23 protein-coding genes are annotated in these 23,830 nt (G+C 65.9%); 11 read left to right on the top strand and 12 right to left on the bottom strand.

The genetic code is table 11. From position 1 onward, the window contains the following. Positions 1-22 precede the first annotated feature (22 nt). Complete coding sequence (locus HCU76_RS32420; protein ID WP_218511553.1) at positions 23-949, bottom strand: histone deacetylase family protein; 927 nt, start codon at positions 947-949, stop codon at positions 23-25. A 140-nt stretch (positions 950-1,089) separates the two neighbouring features. On the opposite strand from HCU76_RS32420, the gene HCU76_RS32415 reads away from it, so the two are divergent. Next, positions 1,090-1,932, top strand: a complete 843-nt coding sequence (locus HCU76_RS32415; RefSeq protein WP_218511552.1) for a universal stress protein — start codon at positions 1,090-1,092, stop codon at positions 1,930-1,932. A gap of 45 nt (positions 1,933-1,977) precedes the next feature. On the opposite strand, the gene HCU76_RS32410 is transcribed toward HCU76_RS32415, so the two are convergent. Genes HCU76_RS32410 through HCU76_RS32400 form a run of 3 tightly spaced genes read right to left on the bottom strand, consistent with a single transcriptional unit; the run spans position 1,978 to position 4,833 of the window. Next, positions 1,978-2,769 carry a YoaK family protein gene (locus HCU76_RS32410; RefSeq protein WP_218511551.1) on the bottom strand — a complete coding sequence of 264 codons (792 nt, stop codon included), beginning with the start codon at positions 2,767-2,769 and terminating at the stop codon, positions 1,978-1,980. 31 nt (positions 2,770-2,800) lie between these two features. Further along, positions 2,801-4,528, bottom strand: a complete 1,728-nt coding sequence (locus tag HCU76_RS32405) for a cation acetate symporter (protein ID WP_218511550.1) — start codon at positions 4,526-4,528, stop codon at positions 2,801-2,803. Beyond that, complete coding sequence (locus tag HCU76_RS32400; protein WP_213953942.1) at positions 4,525-4,833, bottom strand: DUF485 domain-containing protein; 309 nt, start codon at positions 4,831-4,833, stop codon at positions 4,525-4,527. Before HCU76_RS32400 ends, HCU76_RS32405 begins: the two co-directional genes overlap by 4 nt. 149 nt (positions 4,834-4,982) lie before the next feature. On the opposite strand from HCU76_RS32400, the gene acs reads away from it, so the two are divergent. After that, positions 4,983-6,959: an acetate--CoA ligase gene (acs, locus tag HCU76_RS32395; RefSeq protein WP_218511549.1), complete on the top strand. Its 1,977-nt coding sequence runs from the start codon at positions 4,983-4,985 to the stop codon at positions 6,957-6,959. A 38-nt stretch (positions 6,960-6,997) separates the two neighbouring features. After that, a complete protein-coding gene (locus HCU76_RS32390; protein ID WP_213953944.1) occupies positions 6,998-7,153 on the top strand; it encodes a hypothetical protein in 156 nt (51 codons plus the stop codon). A 114-nt stretch (positions 7,154-7,267) separates the two neighbouring features. On the opposite strand, the gene HCU76_RS32385 is transcribed toward HCU76_RS32390, so the two are convergent. Together HCU76_RS32385 and HCU76_RS32380 are read right to left on the bottom strand one after the other, a co-directional pair. After that, on the bottom strand, positions 7,268-7,750 hold the full coding sequence (locus HCU76_RS32385; RefSeq protein WP_218511548.1) for an NUDIX domain-containing protein: 483 nt from the start codon (positions 7,748-7,750) through the stop codon (positions 7,268-7,270). 67 nt (positions 7,751-7,817) lie between these two features. Beyond that, a complete protein-coding gene (locus tag HCU76_RS32380; protein WP_213953946.1) occupies positions 7,818-8,339 on the bottom strand; it encodes a universal stress protein in 522 nt (173 codons plus the stop codon). 177 nt (positions 8,340-8,516) lie between these two features. On the opposite strand from HCU76_RS32380, the gene HCU76_RS32375 reads away from it, so the two are divergent. The 5 genes from HCU76_RS32375 to HCU76_RS32355 all read left to right on the top strand — a co-directional run bounded on the left by HCU76_RS32375 (position 8,517) and on the right by HCU76_RS32355 (position 11,683). Further along, entirely contained in the window at positions 8,517-9,125 is a 609-nt protein-coding gene (locus HCU76_RS32375; RefSeq protein WP_218511547.1) for a hemerythrin domain-containing protein, read from the top strand. A gap of 100 nt (positions 9,126-9,225) precedes the next feature. After that, positions 9,226-9,354 carry a stereocilin gene (locus tag HCU76_RS32370; protein ID WP_213953948.1) on the top strand — a complete coding sequence of 43 codons (129 nt, stop codon included), beginning with the start codon at positions 9,226-9,228 and terminating at the stop codon, positions 9,352-9,354. 44 nt (positions 9,355-9,398) lie between these two features. Next, positions 9,399-10,502, top strand: a complete 1,104-nt coding sequence (locus tag HCU76_RS32365) for an NAD(P)/FAD-dependent oxidoreductase (RefSeq protein WP_218511546.1) — start codon at positions 9,399-9,401, stop codon at positions 10,500-10,502. Between the two features lie 110 nt (positions 10,503-10,612). Continuing rightward, positions 10,613-10,927, top strand: a complete 315-nt coding sequence (locus tag HCU76_RS32360) for a YqjD family protein (RefSeq protein ID WP_213953950.1) — start codon at positions 10,613-10,615, stop codon at positions 10,925-10,927. Positions 10,928-10,993: 66 nt separating this feature from the next. Continuing rightward, positions 10,994-11,683 (top strand): phage holin family protein, encoded by a 690-nt coding sequence (locus HCU76_RS32355; RefSeq protein WP_218511545.1) that lies wholly within the window; start codon positions 10,994-10,996, stop codon positions 11,681-11,683. A gap of 12 nt (positions 11,684-11,695) precedes the next feature. Here the strand turns inward: HCU76_RS32355 and HCU76_RS32350 are convergent, their stop codons facing one another. Beyond that, positions 11,696-12,751 carry a quinone-dependent dihydroorotate dehydrogenase gene (locus HCU76_RS32350; RefSeq protein WP_218511544.1) on the bottom strand — a complete coding sequence of 352 codons (1,056 nt, stop codon included), beginning with the start codon at positions 12,749-12,751 and terminating at the stop codon, positions 11,696-11,698. Between the two features lie 39 nt (positions 12,752-12,790). Here HCU76_RS32350 and rpiA point away from each other — a divergent pair, with 39 nt between their 5' ends. Further along, positions 12,791-13,489 (top strand): ribose-5-phosphate isomerase RpiA, encoded by a 699-nt coding sequence (rpiA, locus tag HCU76_RS32345; protein WP_213953953.1) that lies wholly within the window; start codon positions 12,791-12,793, stop codon positions 13,487-13,489. A 117-nt stretch (positions 13,490-13,606) separates the two neighbouring features. Here the strand turns inward: rpiA and HCU76_RS32340 are convergent, their stop codons facing one another. The 5 genes from HCU76_RS32340 to HCU76_RS32320 all read right to left on the bottom strand — a co-directional run bounded on the left by HCU76_RS32340 (position 13,607) and on the right by HCU76_RS32320 (position 20,628). Continuing rightward, complete coding sequence (locus tag HCU76_RS32340) at positions 13,607-14,263, bottom strand: glutaredoxin family protein (protein ID WP_213953954.1); 657 nt, start codon at positions 14,261-14,263, stop codon at positions 13,607-13,609. A 50-nt stretch (positions 14,264-14,313) separates the two neighbouring features. Next, complete coding sequence (locus HCU76_RS32335) at positions 14,314-16,374, bottom strand: M3 family metallopeptidase (protein WP_218511543.1); 2,061 nt, start codon at positions 16,372-16,374, stop codon at positions 14,314-14,316. Between the two features lie 145 nt (positions 16,375-16,519). After that, entirely contained in the window at positions 16,520-17,368 is an 849-nt protein-coding gene (locus HCU76_RS32330) for a bifunctional methylenetetrahydrofolate dehydrogenase/methenyltetrahydrofolate cyclohydrolase (protein WP_213953956.1), read from the bottom strand. 96 nt (positions 17,369-17,464) lie between these two features. Next, positions 17,465-18,091 (bottom strand): response regulator transcription factor, encoded by a 627-nt coding sequence (locus HCU76_RS32325; RefSeq protein WP_213953957.1) that lies wholly within the window; start codon positions 18,089-18,091, stop codon positions 17,465-17,467. After that, complete coding sequence (locus HCU76_RS32320) at positions 18,088-20,628, bottom strand: PAS domain S-box protein (RefSeq protein ID WP_213953958.1); 2,541 nt, start codon at positions 20,626-20,628, stop codon at positions 18,088-18,090. The genes HCU76_RS32325 and HCU76_RS32320 overlap by 4 nt, the downstream gene beginning before the upstream one ends. Before the next feature lie 202 nt (positions 20,629-20,830). Here HCU76_RS32320 and aceE point away from each other — a divergent pair, with 202 nt between their 5' ends. Beyond that, entirely contained in the window at positions 20,831-23,545 is a 2,715-nt protein-coding gene (aceE, locus tag HCU76_RS32315; protein WP_213953959.1) for a pyruvate dehydrogenase (acetyl-transferring), homodimeric type, read from the top strand. 51 nt (positions 23,546-23,596) lie between these two features. Next, on the top strand, positions 23,597-23,830 hold a 234-nt coding region (locus HCU76_RS32310), incomplete at its 3' end, for a biotin/lipoyl-containing protein (protein WP_305729963.1).

Here is a 23,830-nt window from a genome sequence, read left to right as displayed (position 1 = left end):
TCCAGGCGTTGGATGGGCGGATTCAGTCGGCGCACATGAGCACCCGGACATGGGCAGCGACGCTGCGGGCGAGTGGGTCCAGCGCATAGCCGCCCTCGAGGCATGAGATGACCCGGCCGTGGCAGTGCCGGTTCGCGACGTTGACGATCTGCCGCGTCACCCAGGCGTAGTCGGCTTCGACCAATCCCAGGTTGCCCATGTCGTCGTCGCGGTGACCGTCGAAGCCCGCGGAGACATAGATGAGTTGCGGCGCGAAGGCGTCGAGCGCCGGCAGCCATTGCTGCGTCACGGCGTCCCGGAAGGCGGCGCCGCCCGAACGGGACGGCAGGCCCACGTTCACCATACCCGGGCCGGAGTCGTCTTCGCAGGTGAACGGGTAGACGCCTTTCTCGAAGATGGAACACATCAGCACGCGCGCGTCGTTGCGGAAGATGTCCACGCTGCCGTTGCCGTGGTGCACGTCGAAGTCGACGAGCGCGACGCGTTCCAGGCCGTGGACCTCCAGCGCATGCCGGATGCCCACCGCCACGTTGTCGAAGAAGCAGAAGCCCATGGCCGCATTGCGCTTCGCATGGTGCCCGGGCGGGCGCACGCAGCAGAAGGCCGAAGCGGTCTCGCCCGACAGCACCAGGTCCGTGGCCAGCACCGCGGCCCCCGCGGCGCGCAATGCGGCATCGACGGTGTAGGGGTTCATGCGGGTGTCCGGATCGATGCTGCACAGGCCTTCCTTGGGCGCCGACGCGATCAGCGCCTGGACATGCGCCATCGAATGCGCGCGGGCGAGTTGTTCCACTGTGGCGCGCGGCGCATCGAATGGCTGCATGCAGTCGAGCAGCCCCAGGCCCAGCAAGCGGTCGCGGATGGCCGAGAGCCGTTCCGGACATTCGGGGTGGTCCGGACCCATGTCGTGCAGGGCGCAGTCCGGGTGCGTGATGTAGGCGGTGAGCAATGGGCAGTCTCGGTTTGTTCTTTGCGACACACGGGAGTCTGGCGGTGCGCCATCGCGTGGGCTTGATCCGCGTCAAGCCCGCGCGATGTGGCTCGCAACAACATCGGTGCATCCCCACCCACCATGCAACCCGCGAAGCCATGACCTACAAGACGATCATCGTGCACCTCGACCGCACCGGCGCGTGCCGCGCGCGCACGGACCTTGCGAGAGAGTGGGCGCGGACACATGGCAGCCACCTCGTCGGCCTCATCTCGACCGGGCTCATCGACGGCGTCATCCCGGCGGAAGAAATCCTGTCCGGTGCGACGGACTACATCGCGGAGAGCGCGCAATACCTGCGGCGTCGCGCGGAAGCCATCAGCTACGAATTCCGGGAACGTGTGTCGGCGGGCGGGCCGATGTCGTACGAGGTCCGGCTGATCGATGCCACCACCGTCGACGCGGTCGTGCAGCACGGGCGCATGAGCGACCTGGTCGTGCTCGGGCAGCGCGACGACGACGAGGTCAAGGACATCACCACGCGCGACCTGCCGCAACGCGTCGTGATGGAAGTGGGCCGACCGGTGCTGCTGGTGCCGTACGCAGGCCATTTCGAAGGGGTCGCGAAGAACGTCGTCGTGGCGTGGGACGGCTCGAGGGAGTCCGCCGTGGCGTTGGGAGCCGCCGTGCCTGCCTTGCGGCATGCCTCGAAAGTCACGCTGCTGTCGGTTCGCGCCGTCCACGACAACGACGCCGACGAGCGCCTGCGGGTGCCCGACATCCTCCAGTACCTGCTGCGGCACGGCATCCAGGCAACGGCCGAGAGCGAGGTCACCGGGATCGACGTCGGGGACGCGTTGCTGTCGCGCATCTCCGACCTCGGCGCCGACCTGCTGGTGATGGGCGGCTACGGGCATTCGCGCTTTCGCGAGCTGATGCTGGGCGGTGCCACCCGGCACATCCTGGCGCAGATGACGGTGCCGGTGCTGATGACGCATTGATGCCATGCGCATCCTGGTCATCCAGGGGCGCGGCACGGGGGTGAACTACCGTTCCGCTTCGCGGCTGGCGTTCGCGGACAGGCGTGCGATCAAGCGCCGTGAGCGGGGCAGGTCGCGCAGCAGCGGCGGCACCGACAAGCCGAGCAGCAGGGCCGCGAGCGGCACCACGAACACGAAGCCCACATGCTTGAAACCGAGCGCACCGGTGATGCCGCCCAGCACGAACATCGCCGCCAGGCCGCCGGCGATTCGGATGCGTTCGCGGTTGCGCCGTACCTGCACCGGCGATGGCCGCTTGCCGCTGCGACGCCAGTAGAACCACTTGCCCAGTTCCATCCCGAGGTCCGTGATGTTGCCCGTCATGTGCGTGGTGCGCACGCTGCCGCCGGACGTCTTGGAGCCGACGGCGTTCTGCAAGCCCATGATGAAGGACAGCAGCAACACCGTCATCGGGACGGCGAAGGGCGTCGACCAGGTGAGCGTGATCGCGCCGGCCAGCCCGAATGGAAACATGAGCCCCGCCTCCAGCAGCAAGGGCAGGGCGTAGACGCTGTGCAGGCGATACCGGCGGCTCCAGTTCACCAGCGCCGCGCAGGTGCCGGCGCCGACGATGAAGGCAAGGATGGCGCCGGATGCGTTGAGCACCAGCTTCATGTTGCCCAGCACGAGGCCGTCCGCTATCTGCGAAGCGAAACCGGTCATGTGCGAGGTGTACATGCCCAGCACCAGGAAGCCGCCCGCGTTGACGGCACCGGCGTTGAAGGCAAGCAGCAACCCAAGGCCGACGTTGGTCGAGGGCGCGCGGTGGCGGTTGGTGAGCAGCAGGAGACGGCGCATCGGCGTTTGGCTTGGGTCCTGCCGTCGAGTCTCAGTGCCCGCTGGCGCCGGAGGCACCAATGCCTGTTTCCGAACGCACCTGCTGCTGGAGGAAGCCGCGCTTGTCGATCTGGGAGCGGGCACTGTTGTCCAGCACCGAGAACAGCCAGATGCCGACGAAGCCGATGGTCATCGAGAACAGGCAGGGCGAGGTGTAGGGGAAGGGCGCCGATCCGGCCGGGTAGCCCAGCGTCGCCTCCCAGACGGAAGGCGACACGATGGTCAGCCCGACCGAGGAGATCAGCCCCAGGAAGCCGCCGATCACCGCGCCGTGCGTGGTGCAGCCCTTCCACAGCACCGACATGAACAGCACCGGGAAGTTGGCCGATGCGGCAATCGCGAAGGCCAGCGACACCATGAAGGCGATGTTCTGCTTCTCGAACACGATCCCGAGCACGACCGCCACGATCCCGAGCGCGATGGTGGTGATCTTCGACACGCGCAGTTCGGAGGCGCTGTCGGCGTCGCCCTTCTTGATGACCGTCGCGTAGATGTCGTGCGACACCGCGGATGCGCCCGACAGCGTGAGCCCTGCCACCACCGCCAGGATGGTCGCGAAGGCCACCGCCGAGATGAAGCCGAGGAACACGTTGCCGCCCACCGCGTTCGCGAGGTGGATGGCCGCCATGTTGCCGCCGCCGATCAGCGCACCCTTGGCATCGATGAACTGCGGGTTGGTCAGCACGAAGGTGATGGCGCCAAAGCCGATGATGAAGGTCAGCAGGTAGAAATAGCCGATCCAGCTGGTGGCCCACATCACGGACTTGCGCGCCTCCTTGGCACTCGGGACCGTGAAGAAGCGCATCAGGATGTGCGGCAGGCCGGCCGTGCCGAACATCAGCGCCATGCCGAAGGAGATCGCCGAGATCGGGTCCTTCACGAAGTTGCCGGGGCCCATGATGGAGCGGCCGATGCTGGCCGCGACCTCTGCCGTCTTGCCGTCCTGCATCGCCAGGTCGGTCTTGATCTTCACCGCGCCGGCGAACATCGCTTCCGGGCTGAAGCCGAAGTGCCAGAGCACCGAAAGCGCCATGAAGCTCGCGCCGCCCAGCAGCAGGCAGGCCTTGATGATCTGCACCCAGGTCGTGGCCGTCATGCCGCCGAACAGCACGTAGACCATCATCAGCGAGCCGACGACGACCACCGCGATCCAGTATTCCAGGCCGAACAGCAGCTTGATGAGCTGGCCCGCACCGACCATCTGCGCGATCAGGTAGAACGCGACCACCACCAGCGTGCCGGAGGCCGCGAACACGCGCACCGGCGTCTGCTGGAAGCGGAATGCCGCCACGTCGGCAAAGGTGAACTTGCCGAGATTTCGCAGTCGCTCGGCCATCAGGAAGGTGATGACGGGCCAGCCCACCAGGAATCCGATGGAGTAGATCAGCCCGTCGTAGCCGGCTGCCATCACCGCCGCGGAAATGCCGAGGAAGGAAGCCGCCGACATGTAGTCGCCCGCGATGGCCAGCCCGTTCTGGAAGCCGGTGATGCCGCCGCCTGCCGTGTAGAAGTCGGCTGCGCTCTTGGTCCGGGCGGCGGCCCACTTCGTGATGAACAAGGTGCCGACCACGAACACCGCGAACATGCTGATCGCGGTCCAGTTGGTGGGCTGCTTCTGCAGCTGCCCCATGTCGGCCCCGGCCGCGAGTGCCGCAGCCGATGCGCCGAGCAGCGTGGCGAGCGCCACGACCCGGCGTGCGAATTGGATGTTCGTGTTCATTCCAGCGCCGCCTTCGCGACCGCATCGCTGAGGGTGTCGAATTCGGCATTGGCGCGCCGCACGTAGACGGCCGTGATCGCGATCGTGAAGACGATGACGCCGAAGCCGATCGGAATGCCCAGCGTGGTGACGCCGTCGCCGATGGGCCGCGCAAGGAAGGGCTTGTCGAAGGCCACCAGCAGCACGAAGCCGTAGTAGACGACCAGCATCAGCAGCGTCAGCGTCCATCCGAACCGGTTTCGGCGGCCCTTCAACTGCTGGTATTGGGATTGGCTGGCGATGCGCAGGGCCAGTTCTTCTTCCATGAGTGTCTCCTTCGAAGTGAATGGGATCGATGCGATTGGAAGCGCGGGCAAGCAGCGCGCCCTTGCGCCAGCGCAAGGTTTGCGTGCGCGCTTTCGCTGACCATGCGGGCATCCGCAATCACCTCTATCCCTCTCACCAGGAGACACGCATGAATGCTTCCGACAGACCCGAACACCTTGCCCGCTACGCACCGCCGCACCGCTTGCTGCACACGGCCCACGTGCCCGGGCACGCGGCGTACAACGCGCTCGTCGCCGAGTCCGAGGAGGACTACGCGGGCTACTGGGCCCGGCTGGCGCACGCCTTCGTCCAGTGGAAGACGCCCTTCACCCGCACGCTGAACAGCGACAACGCGCCCTTCTACAAATGGTTCGAGGACGGAACGCTGAACGTCTCGTGGAATTGCCTCGACCGCCAGGTCAACGAAGGCAAGGGCGACAAGACGGCGATCATCTTCGAGGCCGACGACGGCAAGGTCACGCACACCAGCTATTCGCAACTGCTGGCCATGACCTGCCGGATGGCCAATGCCATGAAGGCGCTGGGCGTGAAGAAGGGCGACCGCGTCGTGATCTACATGTCGATGTCGGTCGAGGGCGTGGTCGCGATGCAGGCCTGTGCGCGCATCGGCGCCATCCATTCGGTGGTGTTCGGCGGCTTCTCGGCCCACTCGCTGCGCGACCGCATCGCCGATACCGGCGCCGTGCTGGTCGTCACCGCCGACGAGCAGGTGCGCGGCGGCAAGACCCTGCCGCTCAAGGCGCTGGTCGACGAAGCCCTGGCGCTGGGCGGATGCGAAGCGGTGCGCAACGTGGTCGTGTACCGCCGTACCGGCGGCAACATCGCATGGACCGGGCGCGACCGCTGGATGCACGAGATCACGAGCGAACAGCGTGACACCTGCAAGCCCGAATGGGTGGGCGCCGAGCATCCGCTGTTCCTGCTCTACACCTCCGGCTCCACCGGCAAGCCCAAGGGCGTGCAGCACAGCAGCGGCGGCTACCTGGTGCAGGCGGCGGTGACGATGAAGTGGACCTTCGACATCCGGGACGAAGACGTGTTCTGGTGCACGGCCGACATCGGCTGGATCACCGGCCACACCTACATCGCCTACGGCCCGCTGGCCATCGGCGCGACCCAGGTCGTGTTCGAAGGCGTACCCACGTATCCTGACGCCGGCCGCTTCTGGAAGATGATCGAGCGCCACGGGGTGACCGTCTTCTACACCGCGCCCACGGCCATCCGCTCGCTGATCAAGGCGGCCGAGGCGCATGCCGAGGTGCACCCGGACCGCTACGACCTGCGCAGCCTGCGCATCCTCGGCTCGGTGGGCGAACCCATCAATCCGGCCGCGTGGGAGTGGTACCACCAGTACGTGGGCGGCGGCCGTTGCCCCATCGTCGACACCTGGTGGCAGACCGAGACCGGCGCGCAGATGATCACGCCGCTGCCCGGCGTGACCACGCTGGTGCCGGGCTCCTGCACCTTGCCCTTTCCCGGCATCACCGCGGCCATCGTCGATGAACTCGGCGAGGACGTGCCGAACGGCCAGAGCGGGCTGCTGGTCATCAAGAAGCCATGGCCGTCCATGATCCGCACCATCTGGGGCGACGACGCGCGCTATGTGTCGAGCTATTACCCGCAGGATCTGCGCGGCTACTACCTGGCCGGCGACGGCGCTGCACGCGACAAGGACACCGGCTACTTCACCATCGGCGGCCGCATCGACGACGTGCTGAACGTCAGCGGCCACCGGATGGGCACGATGGAGATCGAATCGGCGCTGGTGGCCTGCACGGAACTGGTGGCCGAGGCGGCAGTGGTCGGCCGGCCCGACGACACCAGCGGCGAGGCGATCTGCGCCTTCGTCGTGCTCAAGGGCGCGAGGCCCACGGGCGAAGAGGCTGCGAAGCTGGCCGTGCGTTTGCGCAATTGGGTCGGCAAGGAAATCGGCCCGATCGCCAAGCCCAAGGACATCCGCTTTGCCGACAACCTGCCCAAGACGCGCAGCGGCAAGATCATGCGCCGCCTGCTGCGCTCCGTCGCGAAGGGCGAGGCCATCACGCAGGACACCTCGACGCTGGAGAACCCGGCGATCCTCACGCAGTTGCACGAGGCGCACTGAGCGCGGCGGCCGGCCATGTTGGATTCCTGGAGGTTTCCATGAAGCTTACCCTGCCTGGCGCCATCCAGGTCCTTGCTTTCGTCGTGCTCACGTTGCTGGCCACGGCATTGCTCGTGGCCGCTGGCGTGAACGAAAGAGATGCGAGTTCGGCCCGCAATGCGATCGAACCGCCGCACGCTGCTTCGCGCGGCTGAGTTGCTGGAGTTCCTGCGAAGCGCGTTCCTGCGTCAGACCCACCGTGTCAGGAGGCGCGTCGCTGCGCCATCAGCGCCCAACGTGCGTGTCGGCCCTGGCGCGGGCAACGGCGGTCATCCGACAAGCGCCTGAAGCCGTTCGAGAAAGACGACCTGCGCATCGTTGAGATGCAGGCGCGCCGCTTCGAGCGTGAACCAGCCCGCGCGATCGACTTCCGCGAAAGCCTGCCGTCGGCCTGAGCGGGGCGGCCATTCCATCTCGAAGGTGTTGGAGACGAGGGCCGCGGGGTCGGCGTCGCCCTCGAAGGCCCAGGCCATGACCAGCTTGCCGTTGCGCTGGCGGACTTCCCCGAGGGCGGTCCATTGCGTGCCCGGCGCAAAGCCGGTCTCCTCGGCGAACTCGCGCCTTGCCGCGTCGAGCGGGTCCTCGGAAGGATCATTCATCTCGCCCTTCGGGATGGACCAGGCGCCAAGGTTCCGGCGAGCCCATAGTGGTCCGCCCGGATGCACCAGCAGCACCTCGAGCACACCGGCGCGGCGGCGATACATCAGCAAGCCCGCGCTGCGTCGACCGTATCGTCGTGGCGAAGTGCCCATGCGCAGGATTGTCCGTCTCGCGGGACGCTCAGCGCGAGGGGCGGCGGACGCCGTTGTTGCCACGGTCCTATTCGATCGCCAGCGCGGCCGAGGGGATGCTCACGCGCGCGGTCACTTGCGCAGGTTCGGCGGCCACGGCTTCTTCGTGCGAGCGCACCAGCAGCACCGGCACCGGCGCGGTGCGCAGGATGCTTTCCGCCCCGCTGCCGAGGAACATGCGGCCGATCCCGCGCCGGCCATGCGTGCCGAGCACGATCAGGTCGGCTGGCCAGTTGACTGCTTCCGCCGCCACCAGGTCCGCGACCTTGCCGTTGAAGCTGTCGTGCAATGCGACCTCGGCGTCGATGCCGGCGGCCAGTGCCTTCGCCTTGGCATCCTTGAGGAGCTGGGTGCCGCCGTCGCGAAGCGTGTTCAACCAATCGCCGGCGTATCCGGCGTAGGCGTCCATCGACAGCGCAAACGAGAGTTCGTCGATGACGTGGAACAGGCGCAGGCGGCCCTTCGTCAGTTGGGCCATGCGGATGGCTTCCTCGAGTCCGCGCGTGGACGTCTCGCTGCCGTCGATGGGGACAAGAATCATCTGGTACATCGCAAACTCCTTGAGTGATGGGATGTGGCCAGTATGGAAATGCTGGGAGGCCGTGGGCTTGATGTGGCGCAAGGGCCATCGTTCGCCGGCTGTCCCGCATGCGCGAAGCTTGATCTGGCGCAAGGGTGCGCGGCGCCCATTGCGCGACCCTTCGACCCACCACAAAGGAGGCATCGAATGGCCCAGCAAGTCACCACCCACGCAACCACCCGCATCATCCGGGAAGAGCATGCCGCGCTGTCGGCCATGCTGCGCTCGATCCTGCTGCTGCTCGCACAGCATCGGCGAAGCGGCACCTTGCCGGACTTCGCGGCGCTGCGCGCCATGTTGTTCTACGTCGACGAGTTTCCGGAAAAGCGTCATCACCGCAAGGAGTCCGAACTCCTGTTTCCGAAGCTGCGTTCCAGGACGCCGATCTCGCGCGAGTTGCTGGACCGGCTCGACGACGACCACGACCGCGGCGAACGGAAGATTCGTAACGTCGAGCACGCCTTGCTGGCCTTCGAGATGATGGGCGAGTCGCGCCGCGCGGCTTTCGAGACTGCCGTGGAGCGCTATGTCGACTTCTACCTGGCGCACATGGCGCTGGAAGAGCGCGAGATCCTTCCGCTGGCTGAACGGGTGCTGTCGGAGGAAGACTGGGCCGAACTCGACCGCGCCTTCAGCGCCAACCACGATCCGCTGACCGGCTGCAAGCCGGACGCCGAATATGCCGCGTTGTTCACGCGGATCGTCAACTCCGTGCCGGCGCCCATCGGGCTGGGTGAGGCGCGGTCAGCGCAGTAGACGTTTGTGGGCGTCGGGTGCGCTTGCACGACGTCTGCGCGCGCCTGCTCGCTCGCAGGCGCGAATGGGTTCAAACTAGGCCCATTGAAGGAGACTCGTCATGGTCGCATTTCCTGACCTGGCCGCACCCACCACGCCGGATCCGCCCGACCTCCCGGTCGAGCCCGATGAAGGGCCCGTCGCACCGACACCCGATCCATCGGAACCCGACGCGCCGCAAAAGGTGTAGCGGCGCCGGAACGCATCGCGCGAGTTCTTGTTTAAGCTCGGCCGATGGATGAATTTGATTGCGCTGTCATCGGCGCCGGGGTTGTCGGCTTGGCCGTGGCGCGCGAACTGGCGCTGGCGGGTCGCGAGGTCATCGTGCTGGAGGGCGAAGGTGCCATCGGCACCGGCACCAGTTCGCGCAACAGCGAGGTGATCCACGCCGGCATCTACTACCCCAAAGGCTCCCTCAAGGCACGGCTGTGCGTCGAGGGAAAGTGGCTGATGTACGACTACCTCGGCACGCGAGGCCTGCCTTTCAGGCGCTGCGGCAAGCTCATCGTCGCGACGTCGCCGGCGCAGGTGGGTGAGCTGGAAGCCATACGCGCGAAGGCCGCCGCCAATGGTGTCGACGACCTCGTCTGGCTCGATCCCGATGCAGTGCTTGCGATGGAGCCAAAGCTCCATTGCATGGCGGCTCTCCATTCCCCGAGCACCGGCATCGTCGACAGTCACGCGTTGATGCTGAGCTTGCAGGGCGAACTCGAAAACGCAGGCGGCGTCGTGGCGCTCAAGTCGCCCGTGGACAGTGCCGACTACCGCAATGGCGCGGTCGTCCTCAAGGCCGCTGACGGCACGCTGCTACGGTGTCGCACGGTGATCAACGCCGCAGGGCTCGGCGCCCCGGCGCTGGCACGGCGCTTCGACGGCCTGGATCCAGCCCTCGTGCCGACGCCGTTCTTCGCCAAGGGCAACTACTTCACCCTCGCCGGCCGCGCCCCCTTCAGCCGACTCATCTACCCCGTCCCCGAGGCGGCCGGCCTCGGCGTGCACCTGACGCTGGACCTGGGCGGACAGGCCAAGTTCGGGCCCGACGTGCAATGGGTCGATTCGCCGGACGACCTCGTCGTCGACCCCGCGCGCGGCGACGCCTTCTATGCGGAAGTCCGGCGCTACTGGCCGGAGTTGCCCGACGGCGCCTTGCTCCCGGGCTACGCCGGCATGCGGCCCAAGATCTCGGGGCCGGGCCAGCCCGCTGCCGATTTCATGATCCAGGGACCCGAGGCGCATGGCGTGGCGGGCCTGGTCAACCTGTTCGGCATCGAGTCGCCCGGCCTGACCAGCAGCCTGGCCATCGCGCGACACGTGGCCAATCTGCTTGCGAAAGTATGAGTTTCAATGCGCCAAAGCGCAGGCGCGCATGTACCATGGCCGGCACGCCACTTGCAGGCGTGAAGTAGCCGGCGCGGTGTCGGCGCACCTACTGGAGGGAAGATTTACCAATGACTGCATCCACCCAAAATCTGGAAGCAGCTGCCAACGCGGTGGCTGAAGACCTTGCCAACGACGTGCGCGGCGTACTGGCCAGCAAGGAGCTCGATTCGGTCCCCCACATCAAGGCACTGCGCCAGCGCGTCGATGCCAAGCTGGCGATTGCCCGTGAGCTGGCCCAGGAGAAGACCAAGCTTGCCGCCAAGAAGGCGCGCGAAGCAGCCGGCTCGGCCAACGCCTATGCGCATGACGAACCCTGGCAAATTGCCGGCGCCGCCCTGGCGGTAGGCATCCTGGTGGGCCTGCTGCTTGGCCGCCGCGATTGACGCCTCAGCGCTTGACACACCACACCATCGGCCCGTGCGCCTGATCCGCAGACCTGGAGTCTGCCCATGAAGCTGTTGTCGCTGTTCGGGCTCAATGCCCGGATACGTCGGCTGCGCATTGCGGCCGGCGAAGGCGCGCTCGCGGCAGAAGACCGCGTTCAATTGGTGCGCATGACATGGGAAGCGGAGAAGCAGCGCTACAAGCTGATGCTGGTACTCGTGATCGCCGTGCTCGGACTCACCACGGTCGCGGTGGCCTTGCTGTCGGTCGCGGTCGTCGTGCACTTCTGGGACACGCCGAATCGCATCGCCGCAGCCTGGTCGGTCGCCGCGTTGTGGATCGTGCTCTGGGTGATCGCGGTGGTGAAACTGGTGAAGGCAATGACCGACGCGAAGACCGTGGTCGCCGACACGCGCCGCGAGTTCGAGCGCGACTGGCAGTGGGCGCGACACCGCTTCGGCCTCGACAGCCACGACGACGAGGAGCAGCCGGAGCGACCGGCCACGCTTGAAGAGTTGATGGCGCGCATCGAGCACCAGCGCCTGCGCATCATGACGCTCGAAGCGCCGGACCCGGAACCGGCACCGGGCACGCCGCCGCCGGACGAATCCGCCGGTGCCGCTGCGCTGCGCATCGCGCGCGAACATCCTGTGGCAGTGGGCGTGGCTGCGGCGGCGGTCGTTGCCGTGCTCGGCCCGCGCCGGTTGATTCGGTGGACCGGGGTGATCGCGCCTGTGATCTGGCGCATGCGCTGAGGCGCCGCTTTGTCAGCCGCGCTTGAGCGCGCTGGCAGCCTCACGCACGATTCCGGGACCGCGATAGATCAGGCCGGTGTAGATCTGCACCACGTCCGCGCCGGCGGCCAACTTGGCCCTGGCGTCTGCCGCACTCATGACGCCGCCGACACCGATGATCGGAAATGCCTTGCCCAGCGCTGCGCGCAATTGCGCGATGACGCGATTGCTGGCCTCGCGCACCGGCGCACCGGAGAGGCCGCCGGCTTCGTTCGCGTGCGGCAGTCCGGCCACGGCCTCGCGGGAGAGCGTCGTGTTGGTGGCGATGACGCCATCCATGCCATGGCGCTTCAGGGTTGTGGCGATCACCGCGACCTGCGACTCGTCGAGGTCCGGGGCGATCTTCACGAACAAGGGCACCTGCCGCCCCTGTTGCGCCGCGAGCGACTTGCGCCGCTCGGCGAGCGTGCCGAGCAGTGCATCGAGCGCCTCGTCGCTTTGCAGCGTGCGCAGGTTCGCGGTGTTGGGACTGGAGATGTTGATGGTGACGTAGTCGGCGTGCGGGTAGACGCCTTCGAGGCACTGGACGTAGTCGTCCGTCGCGCGCTCGATCGGCGTGGCGGCGTTCTTGCCGATGTTGAGGCCCAGCAGCATTGGTGGCTTGCTGCCGGTGCTCTTGCGAAAGCGCGCACGCTGCACGTTGGCGATGAAGGCATCGAGCCCGTCGTTGTTGAAGCCCAGGCGATTGATCAGCGCATCGCGCTGCGGCAGGCGGAACATGCGCGGCTTGGGGTTGCCCGGCTGAGCCTTGGGCGTGACCGTGCCGACCTCGACAAAGCCGAACCCCATCGCCGCGAAGCCGTCGATGCAGCGCGCGTTCTTGTCGAGCCCCGCGGCCAGGCCGACCTTGTTGGGAAAACGCAGGCCCGCCAGCGTGACCGGGTCTTCCACCCGCGAGCCGCCGTAGACGCAGGCCAGCGGCGTGTTCTGCGTGCGCTCCAGGCCGGCGATGGTGAGTTCATGCGCCTGCTCGGGATCGAGTCCGAACAGGAAGGGGCGCGCAAAGGCGTAGGGGAGCAACAGGGACATCGGATAATTCTCGGCTTCAGACACTCAGGATTTTCCCCTATGAATGCATCCGCGCCTGCGCCTTTGACCCAGGACGAACTCAAGACCCTGGTGGGCCATGCCGCGCTCCAGTATGTGGTGCCCGGCGAAATCGTTGGTGTGGGCACCGGCTCCACGGTCAACAAGTTCATCGAGGCGCTTGCGACCATCAAGGACCAGATCCGCGGCGCGGTCTCCAGCTCGGTGGCGTCGACCGAGCGATTGCGCGCCCTGGGCATAGAGGTGTTCGACAGCAATGAAGTCGACGAACTTTCGGTCTACATCGACGGCGCGGACGAGATCGACGGCCACGGCTTCATGATCAAGGGCGGCGGCGCGGCGCTCACGCGCGAGAAGATCGTCGCGGCCCAGTCGCGCCGCTTCATCTGCATCGCGGACGAGTCGAAGCGGGTCGAGGTGCTGGGCGCCTTTCCGCTGCCAGTGGAAGTCATCCCGATGGCTGCGCGGCGGGTGATGCGCCAGTTCGAGAAGCTTGGCGGCATCGCACAGGTGCGCGAGCGTGACGGCTTGCCGCTGGTGACCGACAACGGTCAGCACATCGTCGACGTCACCGGCCTGAAGATCCGCGACCCGCTGGCGTTCGAGAGTGAAGTCAGCCAGTGGCCGGGCGTCGTCACGGTGGGCGTGTTCGCGCACCAGAAGGCCAACGTGTGCCTGCTGGGTACGCCCTCAGGCGTGCAGACGCTCAGCTTCGATTGATGCAGCGCAGAAGTCGATGTGGCCTTGCCATTTCGACTTGATCCCCGCGCAGGGCCTGGCCGGGCAAGGCGCGGCCCACGGGCTCATTTCACAGGCGCTCCCGGGGGCGGGCTCATATCAGAACTTGATCCCGGCCGGGTTGTCGGGCGTCGGTCCCGAGACGGCCGCCGGTGCCGGCGCGACCGGGACAGACGCGGCGGCAGGCGGGCGTGCGGCCGGCGCCGGTGCTTCCTTGACCGCGACCAGTGGTTGCGCAGGCGGCCTCGCGTAGCCGGCACTCAACTGGTTGCTTTTGGGATAGCCCGCCGCATCGAGGTACTGCGACCACTCGACGTCCGAATAGCCCTTGAGTTGCTGCGTCCCGATGCTCACCACCGGCAGCGTGTTCTGGCCGCTCAGGCGCTGCAGCGCCGCCACGTCTTCGTTGGTCTTCACGGTGCGCTCGCTGAAAGGCACGCCGCGGGTCGTCAGCATCGAGCGGGCCGCGCTGCACGGCTGGCAGTCGTCGCCGGTGTAGAGCGTGACGGGATAGCGCTGGACCACCTGGCGGAGCTCGTAGGGCAGGCTGCCGCTGCCGACGGGCTCAGGCAATTCGTTCACCGTGCCGCCGCGTGGCGCCGCGGGTTGCGCGGCCCTGGACGGCGGCTGGTCGGAGTAGCTGACGACGCCGTTCTTGTCGACATTGCGATAGACCTGGGCCATCGCGCTGCCGGCCATCAGCAGCAACAGGAGCGGGAGCTGGCGGCCACCGAGATGTGAGGAAGAAAAGCTCATCGGGAACTCCGGGTCATCGACATCGAATGGGGCCGAGTATCCGTCAGGCCTCAGGTTGCGTGCGATTCGGCCATGCCCTGATGTCGCAACAGCGCATCAAGTTGCGGCTCGCGGCCGCGGAAGGCCTTGAATGACTCCATCGCGCTGCGGCTGCCACCCGCTTCGAGGATGGCCTGGCGGTACTTGCGGCCGGTCTCGATGCTGGGCTCGCCATTGGCGCCGGCCGTTTCCTCGAAGGCGGCATAAGCGTCGGCGCTCAGCACCTCGGCCCACTTGTAGCTGTAGTAGCCGGCGGCGTAGCCGCCCGAGAAGATGTGGCTGAAGGTGTTGGGCGTGCGGCTGAAATCCGGCGAGGGCATGACGGCCACTTCTGCACGCACCTGGCCCAGCAGCGCCATCACGTCGCCGGGCTTGGCTGTGGCGGCGTCGTAGCTCGTGTGGAGCAGCATGTCGAACAGCGAGAACTCGATCTGGCGCAGTGTCTGCAGGCCGCTCTGGTAGTTCTTGGCGGCGGTCATCTTGTCGAACAGGGCGCGCGGCAGCGGCTCGCCGGTGTCGACGTGAGAGGTCATGTGCTTGAGCACGTCCCACTCCCAGCAGAAGTTCTCCATGAACTGGCTCGGCAGTTCGACCGCATCCCACTCGACGCCGCTGATGCCCGACACGTCGCGCTCGTTGATCTGCGTGAGCATGTGGTGCAGGCCGTGGCCGAACTCGTGGAACAGCGTGGTCACGTCGTCGTGGGTGAGGAGCGGCGGCTTGCCGTCCACGCCGTCGGCGAAGTTGCAGACCAGTTGCGCGACCGGGGTCTGCAGGGCGCCGGTGTCGGGCCGCAACCAGCGGGCGCGCACGTCGTCCATCCAGGCACCGCCACGCTTGCCGGCGCGTGCGGACGGGTCGAGATAGAACTGGCCGACTTTCTGTGCGCCCTGCGGCGTCTGGCGCTCGATGCGATAAAACTCGACGCCCGGATTCCACACCGGCGCATCGTCGCGGCGGATGTTGACCTCGAACAACGTCTCGACGATCTTGAACAGGCCGGCCATGACCTTCGGCGCGGTGAAGTACTGCTTGACTTCCTGCTCGCTGAAGGAGTAGCGCGCTTCCTTGAGCTTCTCGCCGACGTAGCTCCAGTCCCAGGGCTGCGGATCGGCCAGGCCCAGCGATTCGGCGGCGAAGGCGCGCAGGTCGGCCAGATCGCGCTCCCCGTAGGGGCGGGCCTTGGAGGCGAGATCGCGCAGGAACTTCGTGACCTGCTCGGGCGACTCGGCCATCTTCGGCACCACCGAGAGTTCGCCGAAGTTCTTGTAGCCGAGCAGGCGGGCTTCCTCCTGGCGCAGTTCGAGGATCTCGCGGATCAGCGCGCTGTTGTCGAGCTCGGGCGGGCCGAACTCACTGGCCCGCGTGACGTAGGCGCGGTAGAGCGTCTGGCGCAGCGCGCTGCTTTTCGCGAACTGCATCACCGGCAGGTAGCAGGGCATCTTCAGCGTGAGCTTGTAGCCTGGCTTGCCTTCGGCTTCGGCGGCTGCGCGGGCGGTGCTGACGACGTCATCCGGAACGCCTTCGAGTTCTGGCAGCTCGGCGTAGTAGGCGAAGGCATCGGTGGCATCGAGGGCGTTTTCGCTGAACTTCTGGCTCAGTTCGGCCTGGCGCTCCTGGATGGCTGCGAAGCGCTCCTTGGCCTCGCCCTGCAATTCCGCCCCACCGAGCACGAAATTGCGCACCGCGTACTTGTGGGCCTGGCGCTGCTCCGCATTGAGCGCGCCCACGTCGACGGCTTTGTACTTGGCATACATGCGTTCGTCGGAGCCGAGCTGGGTCCAGAACGCGGTGACGCGCGGCATCGCCTCGTTGTAGGCGGCGCGCAGTTGCGGCGTGTCGGCGACGGCATTGAGATGGCCGACGGCCCCCCAGGCCCGGCTGAAGCGCTCGGTGGACACGTCCAGCACCTTGGCGATCGCCGACCATTCCGCGGGGAATGCCGGGGCGGTCACGGTTTGCAGGGCGGCCTCGGCATCGGCCAGCAGCACGTCGACGGCAGGCGCCACATGCTCGGGCTTGATCTTGTCGAACAGCGGGAGGTCGGAGAAATCGAGGAGGGGATTGGTCATGGTCTGGTTGAGATGGCGGGCAGATGAGACAAGTTCAAGTGTGCCGGTGTTTGAGCCGGCACCACTGCGACGCCGGCTTTATCGGGTTGCCGGCGTGGGGGCTCTGGTCGGGGGGGCGTGAGGAGCGCAGGAAGTGCGCGGAGCATCATCCCGCGTTTTCGGCCGCCTCGAGCGTGTTGACGAGCAGCATCGCGCGCGTCATCGGGCCGACGCCGCCGGGCACCGGCGTGATCCAGCCGGCGACCCCGCGCACGCCGTCGAAGTCGACGTCACCGCAGAGCTTGCCTTCGTCATTGCGGTTCATGCCGACGTCGATGACCACCGCGCCCGGCTTCACCATGTCGGCGGTGAGCACATTGCGCTTGCCGACCGCTGCGACGATCACGTCGGCCTGCAAGGTCATGGCCTTGAGGTCGGCGGTGGCGCTGTGGCAGATGGTGACCGTGGCGCTCTGCGCGAGCAGCATCATGGCCATCGGTTTGCCGACGATGTTGCTGCGGCCGATGACCACCGCATGCTTGCCGCGCAGGTTGTAGCCGATCGATTCGAGCATCTTCATGCAGCCGTAGGGCGTGCAGGGCCAGAAGCCGCGGGCGCCGGTCATCAGCGCACCGGCGCTGTGGATGTGGAAGCCGTCAACGTCCTTGGCGGGCGAGATGGTCTCGATCACCTTCTGGCTGTCCATGTGCTTGGGCAACGGCAATTGCACGAGGATGCCGTGCACTTTCGGATCCTCGTTGAGCGCGCGAATGCGGGCCAGTAGTTCGGCCCCGGTCATGGTGGCCGGGTAGCGCTCCAGCGTGGCCTGCAGGCCGGTCTCGGTGCTGTCGTTGACCTTGTGCTTCGTGTAGACCTGGCTGGCCGGGTCTTCGCCCACGAGGATGATGGAAAGGGCCGGCGTGATGCCGCGCGCCTTGAGGGCAGCGGTGCGTCCGGCGACTTCGGCGCGGATGGATTTGGCAAGCGCGTTGCCGTCGATGAGTTGTGCGGTCATGGGCGGTGATTCTCCAAGTAAAAGCGCCCGTTCACGCAAGCGTGACGGGCGCTGTGGCTGTCAGTGAAATAGCGAAATTCGGGAACGCGTCGTGCCTCAAGCCTTCGGGGCGTTCTGCCCCAGCGCGATCTTCAACAGGTCGGCGACCGTGTTGGCGTTGAGCTTTTCCATGATGTTGGCCCGGTGCGCCTCCACCGTCTTGATGCTGATGCCGAGGTCGTCGGCGATCTGCTTGTTCAGGCGGCCGGCGACGATGCGTTCGAGCACCTGGGCTTCGCGGCCGGTCAGCTTGGACAGCAGCGCGTCGCGGCTGGCTGATTGCTGGTGCTGGGCGAAAGCGCCGCGTGCGTGTTCGAGCATGCGCTCGACCAGCGTCACCAGTTCCTCGTCGTTGAAGGGCTTCTGGATGAAATCCATCGCGCCCTTCTTCATCGAGTCGACCGCCATCGGCACGTCGCCGTGGCCGGTGATGACCACGATCGGCAGCGGCGAGCGGCGCTCGATCAGCCGATCCTGCAACTCGAGCCCGGTCATGCCGCCCATGCGGATGTCGACGATCAGACATGCGACTTCGCGTGGGTCATAACGGGAGAGGAAGGATTCGGCCGAATCGAAACAGCGAACCCGGTAATCCTTGCCTTCCAGCAGCCATTGCAGGGAATCGCGAACCGCTTCGTCGTCATCGACAACGTAGACCGTGCCCTTCTTGGGAATCAAACTCATGCCGTTACCTTTGTCTCGTCTCTTGCTATCGGGTCCATCGCGTCAAACACCGGAATCCAGAAGGAAAAACGGCAGCCAACTACTTGTGAGAGATTGTAAATGTTCTCTGCCTGCATCCTGCCACGGTGGGATTCCACGATGGTCCGGCACAAATTCAGCCCTATGCCCATTCCTTCCGGTTTGGTGGAAAAGAATGCTTCATACAGGCGGTCCATGACTTCCGGCGCCAGGCCCATGCCGGTGTCCTGCACTGAAAACTCGACGGCATTCTGACCATCGACCACGCGCGGAACCACCCGCAACTCTACGCTGCGGCGCGCCAGCGGCCGATTCGCCACGTCGATGGACTCGGCGGCATTCTTCAGCAGGTTGACCAGCACCTGTTCGATGAGGATCGGGTCCACGCGCAGGATGGGCAGGCGCGCCGCGACATAGTGGTTGAGACGCACGTTGCGTCGACGCAGTTCGATGCCGGCGAGTTCCACGGCCTCGCTCACCATCGTGCTGGCCTCGGCCGGCGTGCGGTTGGGTTCGCTGCGCTTCACGAAGGAGCGGATGCGCTGGATGATCTGGCCGGCGCGTTGGGCCTGCTTCGAGGTCTTGTCGAGCGCGGCCAGCAGCGAATCGGAATCGATGGTCTGGCCCTTGATGCGCGAGGCCATGCCGTTGCAATAGTTGTTGATGGCGGTGAGCGGTTGCGTCAGTTCGTGCGCAACGCTCGATGCCATCTCGCCCATCGTGATGAGGCGGCTGGCGGCCTGCGCGCGGTCGGCCTGCGCGGCGGACAGGTCCTCGGCGTCGCGGCGCGGCGTGATGTCGGTCGCGATCACCATTTGCGCCAGGCGGCCGTCGACCCAGGTCAGGTAGCGCGAGCGCACTTCGAGCCACTTGCCGAGATCGGGCACGAAGATCTCGTTGTTGCCGGGCTGCGCTGCGGTGAGCGTGTCGATCGGCAGGCCGGCGTAGGGATCGACGTCGTCCAGGCCGTCGTCGTGGGCCTGCGAGGCCGGCACGCCTGCCTGCGCCACCATGTCGAGATGGCCGACGGTGTTGGAGCCGAACCAGCTGCGGTACAGCTTGTTGGCGAACAGCAGTTCCTTGCTGCCAAGCGGTGCCACCGATACGGACGCGTCCAGCGCCTCCAGCACGATCGTGAAACGCTCATGCGATGCCGACAGCTGTTCGCGGATGCGCGTCGGCTCCGTGATGTCGGTCATCGACGTCATCCAGCCGGTCTGGTGGCCGCGTGCATCGATGAGCGGCGAGACGTAAAGCCGCGCATCGAACACGCTGCCATTGCGGCGCTTGACCCGCACCTGGAAGCCGCCGGGCAGGGCGCGCCCGTGCAACTCTTCCTCCAGGCGCTCGTTCATCACCTCGCGGTCGGATTCGAGCCAGTAGGGGAAGGGCGGCGTCTGCCCGACCAGTTCCGATTCGCTCCATCCGGTCATGGCGCAGAAGGCGGCGTTGACGTAGGTGATGCGGCCTTCGAGGTCGAGCACGCGCATGCCGGTGAGCATGGAGTTCTCCATCGCACGGCGGAAGTTGGTTTCGGCAACCAATGCCTGCTGTGCCTGCAGGCGGCGGCGCGTGTGGCGCCAGGTGCCGATCAGCATCCAGCTGGTGAGCACGCTGAGTGCGCCAACCAGCCAAAACAAGCCGTTGCCGACGAAGCCCTGCGAGGTGCGATAGGCCTGCGCGCGCAACAGCAGGCCATTGCCGACGGGCGATACCGGCACTTCGTATTCGTTGGTGTGCTCGTTCCATGGCAGCACGCGCGTGCCGGCTTCACGCGGGTTGACGGTGTTGCCGGCGATCAGGCCATTCTTGGCGTCGAGCAGCGACACCGCATAGCGCGCCGCCACCTCGGGCGGGATGCCGTAGCGCAGCAGGCCGTCTATAGAGAACTCGCCCATCAGCACGCCGGCGAACAAGCCCTGGTCGAACAGCGGGATGTGGAGCTGCAGCAGGCTGGGCGGATCGTTGCCCGCGATCGGCTGCGAATACACCGGCTGCCGCAATTCGCGCGAGAGGGCGTAATTGGTTTCGATGTCGCCGGGGCGCAGCACTTCGCCGATCGGGTGTTGCTGCGAGGGGTGCACGCTGGGCGCGGCGTACGCGGCCTTCACGCGGCGACGGTCGTCGATCCACGTGACGCCCTGCAATTCCGGGAACTGGCTCACCAGTGATTCGGCTCGACTGGCGAATTCGGGGGAATCGATCTCGCGGTTGGAGGCATCGCGTGCCACGCGCATCAACTGCTCCTGGCGCTCCAGCAGTCGAAGTCGCAAGCGCTGCTGGGCGTATTCCACGTCGCGCTTGACGGACTCCTGTTCGCGCTCGAGTTCTTCTGCACGCAGGTACCAGAACGCGGAAACGATGGCGGCTAGGAAAAGCAGTACGGCGGCCAGCGGCGCCAGCATGGCGACCGCATCCTGAAGGACCGGCGTCTGGCGTCGCCACCACCGGCGCCACCAGGAAAGGGGCGACGAATTGGCGACCTGGCGCGCTGCTTCGACGGAGGACGTGAACGGCATTGCCCCCGAGTGTAGGGGAACCCCTCTTCGAGCCAGCGGAAACGGTCTTGACACTCATGCGGGAACGTCACGGACTGAAACTTCAAATTGCACAATATAAAATCAACAAGCACCATTTGAAATTACATAAATGTTGTGCGAAACTTCCTGCCATCGCAAACACGGCGGTAAATTGGCTGCCATCCACACCCAGGAGACAAAAATGTCGGCAAGTCCCGAGAATCTTTTTGGCTCGGCCGCGAATGACGCGGACGCGCAGGAAACACGTGAATGGATGGACGCACTGTCCGCCGTCATCCAGAGTGAGGGCCCCGACCGCGCTCACTTCCTCCTGGAGCAACTCCTCGAGCACGCGCGCCAGAACAGCATCGACAAGCCGTTCTCGGCCAACACCGCCTACGTCAACACCCTGGAGCCGGACCAGGAAGAACGCTCCCCCGGCAATCTCGAAATCGAAGAACGCCTGCGGTCCTACATGCGCTGGAATGCGATGGCGATGGTGGTCAAGGCCAACCGGCATCACCCGCCCGAAGGCGGCGACCTTGGCGGCCACATCGGCTCCTTCGCATCGCTGGCAAGCATGTTCGGCGCTGGCTTCAATCACTTCTGGCATGCCGAGAGCGAGAACCACGGCGGCGACTGTCTCTACATCCAGGGGCACGTGTCGCCCGGCGTCTATGCCCGCGCCTACCTCGAAGGCCGGCTGACCGAAGAGCAACTGCTCAACTTCCGCCAGGAAGTCGACGGCAAGGGCCTCTCCAGCTATCCGCATCCCAAGTTGATGCCCGAGTTCTGGCAGTTCCCGACCGTGTCGATGGGCCTTGGCCCGCTGATGGCGATCTACCAGGCCCGCTTCCTCAAGTACCTGCATGCCCGCGGCATCGCCAACACCGAGAACCGCAAGGTCTGGGTGTTCTGCGGCGACGGCGAAATGGACGAAGTGGAATCGCTCGGCGCCATCGGCCTGGCCGCACGCGAGAAGCTCGACAACCTGGTGTTCGTCATCAACTGCAATCTGCAGCGCCTCGACGGCCCGGTGCGCGGCAACGGCAAGATCGTGCAGGAGCTCGAAGGCGAGTTCCGCGGGGCGGGCTGGAACGTGATCAAGCTGCTGTGGGGCAGCAACTGGGATCCGCTGCTGGCGCGCGACAAGGACGGTGCGCTGCGCAAGATCATGATGGACACGGTCGACGGCGACTACCAGGCCTTCAAGGCCAACGACGGCGCCTACGTCCGCAAGCACTTCTTCGGCCGCGATCCGCGCACGGCGGCCATGGTCGAGAAGATGAGCGACGACGACATCTGGCAACTGCGCCGCGGCGGCCATGACTCGCAGAAGGTCTACGCGGCCTTCCATGCGGCCGTGAATCACAAGGGCCAGCCGACGGTGTTGCTGATCAAGACCGTGAAGGGCTTCGGCATGGGCAAGATCGGCGAGGGCAAGAACACCGTCCACCAGACCAAGAAGCTCAGCGAAGACGACATCAAGGCCTTCCGCGACCGCTTCAACATCCCGATTCCGGACAGCCAGATCGCGGACATCCCGTTCTACAAGCCGGCCGACGACACGCCGGAAATGAAGTATCTGCACGAGCGTCGCAAGGCGCTGGGCGGCTACCTGCCGCATCGCCGCACCAAGGCCGATGAAAGTTTCACCGTACCGGCGCTGGAGGTGTTCAAGAGCGTGATCGAGCCAACCGCCGAGGGGCGCGAGATCTCGACGACGCAAGCCTATGTGCGCTTCCTCACGCAACTGTTGCGCGACCAGGCGCTGGGCCCGCGCGTCGTGCCGATCCTGGTCGACGAGGCACGTACCTTCGGCATGGAAGGCCTGTTCCGCCAGATCGGCATCTACAACCCCGATGGCCAGCAGTACACCCCGGTCGATAAAGACCAGGTCATGTACTACAAGGAAGACAAGGCTGGCCAGATCCTGCAGGAAGGCATCAACGAGGCGGGCGGCATGTCGAGCTGGATCGCTGCGGCCACGTCGTACTCGACGAACAACCGAATCATGGTGCCGTTCTACGTGTACTACTCGATGTTCGGCTTCCAGCGCATCGGCGACCTGGCCTGGGCGGCCGGCGACATGCAGGCGCGCGGCTTCCTGCTCGGCGGCACGTCGGGGCGCACCACGCTGAATGGCGAAGGCCTGCAGCACGAGGACGGCCACAGCCACATCCTGGCCAACACCATCCCGAACTGCGTGAGCTACGACCCGACCTTCGCGCATGAAGTCGGGGTGATCCTGCACCATGGCCTGAAGCGCATGGTCGAACGCCAGGAGAACGTGTATTACTACATCACACTGCTCAACGAGAACTACCCGATGCCCGGCCTGCAACCCGGCACCGAGGAGCAGATCATCAAGGGCATGTACCTGGCCAAGCAGGGCCCTGCACTGAAGGCCAAGGCGCCGACGGTGCAGTTGCTGGGCAGCGGCACCATCCTGCGTGAGAGCTTCTTCGCGCAGGAACTGCTCGAGAAGGACTGGGGCGTGAGCGCGAGCGTGTGGAGCTGCCCAAGCTTCAACGAGCTGACGCGTGACGGCCAGGAGGCCGAGCGCTTCAACCTCCTGCATCCCACCGACGAACAGCGCGTGCCGTTCGTGACGCAGCAACTGTCGTCCAGCAATGGCCCGGTGGTCGCGTCGACCGACTACATGAAGGCCTACGCCGAACAGATCCGTCCGTTCATCCCCAAGGGCCGCAACTACAAGGTGCTTGGCACCGACGGCTTTGGCCGCAGCGATTTCCGCGCCAAGCTGCGCGAGCATTTCGAAGTCAACCGCCACTTCATCGTGGTTGCCGCGCTCAAGGCGCTCAGCGAAGACGGCACAGTGCCGGCAACCAAGGTCGCCGAAGCGATCAAGAAGTACGGCATCAACGCCGAGAAGATCAGTCCGCTCTACGCGTAAACAACCAACAACCCGAACAACCGACGCGCCTCACGGGCGGGAGACAACGAGATGGCAATAGTGGAAATCAAGGTGCCGGACATCGGCGATTTCGATGAAGTCGCAGTGATCGAGCTGCTGGTCAAGGTGGGCGACACGGTCAAGGCCGAACAGTCGCTGATCACCGTGGAGTCGGACAAGGCCTCGATGGAGATTCCGTCGAGCCAGGCCGGCGTGGTGAAGGAATTGAAGGTCGAGGTGGGCAGCAAGGTCAAGGAGGGCTCTGTGGTCCTGCTGCTGGAAGGC

Origin of the sequence: Variovorax sp. dw_308 (assembly GCF_019207085.1) — a bacterium.
Classification (GTDB): Bacteria; Pseudomonadota; Gammaproteobacteria; order Burkholderiales; family Burkholderiaceae_C; genus Variovorax.
Note: the sequence above shows the minus strand (reverse complement) of the source record. Positions and strands in the feature narration are given on the sequence as shown.

Excerpts from the sequence above, each read along its gene's own strand:
- HCU76_RS32415 (WP_218511552.1), top strand. The coding sequence starts at position 1,090 with ATGACCTACAAGACGATCATCGTGCACCTCGACCGCACCGGCGCGTGC.
- HCU76_RS32410 (WP_218511551.1), bottom strand. The coding sequence starts at position 2,769 with ATGCGCCGTCTCCTGCTGCTCACCAACCGCCACCGCGCGCCCTCGACC.
- HCU76_RS32405 (WP_218511550.1), bottom strand. The coding sequence starts at position 4,528 with ATGAACACGAACATCCAATTCGCACGCCGGGTCGTGGCGCTCGCCACG.
- HCU76_RS32400 (WP_213953942.1), bottom strand. The coding sequence starts at position 4,833 with ATGGAAGAAGAACTGGCCCTGCGCATCGCCAGCCAATCCCAATACCAG.
- acs (WP_218511549.1), top strand. The coding sequence starts at position 4,983 with ATGAATGCTTCCGACAGACCCGAACACCTTGCCCGCTACGCACCGCCG.
- HCU76_RS32390 (WP_213953944.1), top strand. The coding sequence starts at position 6,998 with ATGAAGCTTACCCTGCCTGGCGCCATCCAGGTCCTTGCTTTCGTCGTG.
- HCU76_RS32385 (WP_218511548.1), bottom strand. The coding sequence starts at position 7,750 with ATGGGCACTTCGCCACGACGATACGGTCGACGCAGCGCGGGCTTGCTG.
- HCU76_RS32380 (WP_213953946.1), bottom strand. The coding sequence starts at position 8,339 with ATGTACCAGATGATTCTTGTCCCCATCGACGGCAGCGAGACGTCCACG.
- HCU76_RS32375 (WP_218511547.1), top strand. The coding sequence starts at position 8,517 with ATGGCCCAGCAAGTCACCACCCACGCAACCACCCGCATCATCCGGGAA.
- HCU76_RS32370 (WP_213953948.1), top strand. The coding sequence starts at position 9,226 with ATGGTCGCATTTCCTGACCTGGCCGCACCCACCACGCCGGATCCGCCC.
- HCU76_RS32365 (WP_218511546.1), top strand. The coding sequence starts at position 9,399 with ATGGATGAATTTGATTGCGCTGTCATCGGCGCCGGGGTTGTCGGCTTG.
- HCU76_RS32360 (WP_213953950.1), top strand. The coding sequence starts at position 10,613 with ATGACTGCATCCACCCAAAATCTGGAAGCAGCTGCCAACGCGGTGGCT.
- HCU76_RS32355 (WP_218511545.1), top strand. The coding sequence starts at position 10,994 with ATGAAGCTGTTGTCGCTGTTCGGGCTCAATGCCCGGATACGTCGGCTG.
- HCU76_RS32350 (WP_218511544.1), bottom strand. The coding sequence starts at position 12,751 with ATGTCCCTGTTGCTCCCCTACGCCTTTGCGCGCCCCTTCCTGTTCGGA.
- rpiA (WP_213953953.1), top strand. The coding sequence starts at position 12,791 with ATGAATGCATCCGCGCCTGCGCCTTTGACCCAGGACGAACTCAAGACC.
- HCU76_RS32340 (WP_213953954.1), bottom strand. The coding sequence starts at position 14,263 with ATGAGCTTTTCTTCCTCACATCTCGGTGGCCGCCAGCTCCCGCTCCTG.
- HCU76_RS32335 (WP_218511543.1), bottom strand. The coding sequence starts at position 16,374 with ATGACCAATCCCCTCCTCGATTTCTCCGACCTCCCGCTGTTCGACAAG.
- HCU76_RS32330 (WP_213953956.1), bottom strand. The coding sequence starts at position 17,368 with ATGACCGCACAACTCATCGACGGCAACGCGCTTGCCAAATCCATCCGC.
- HCU76_RS32325 (WP_213953957.1), bottom strand. The coding sequence starts at position 18,091 with ATGAGTTTGATTCCCAAGAAGGGCACGGTCTACGTTGTCGATGACGAC.
- HCU76_RS32320 (WP_213953958.1), bottom strand. The coding sequence starts at position 20,628 with ATGCCGTTCACGTCCTCCGTCGAAGCAGCGCGCCAGGTCGCCAATTCG.
- aceE (WP_213953959.1), top strand. The coding sequence starts at position 20,831 with ATGTCGGCAAGTCCCGAGAATCTTTTTGGCTCGGCCGCGAATGACGCG.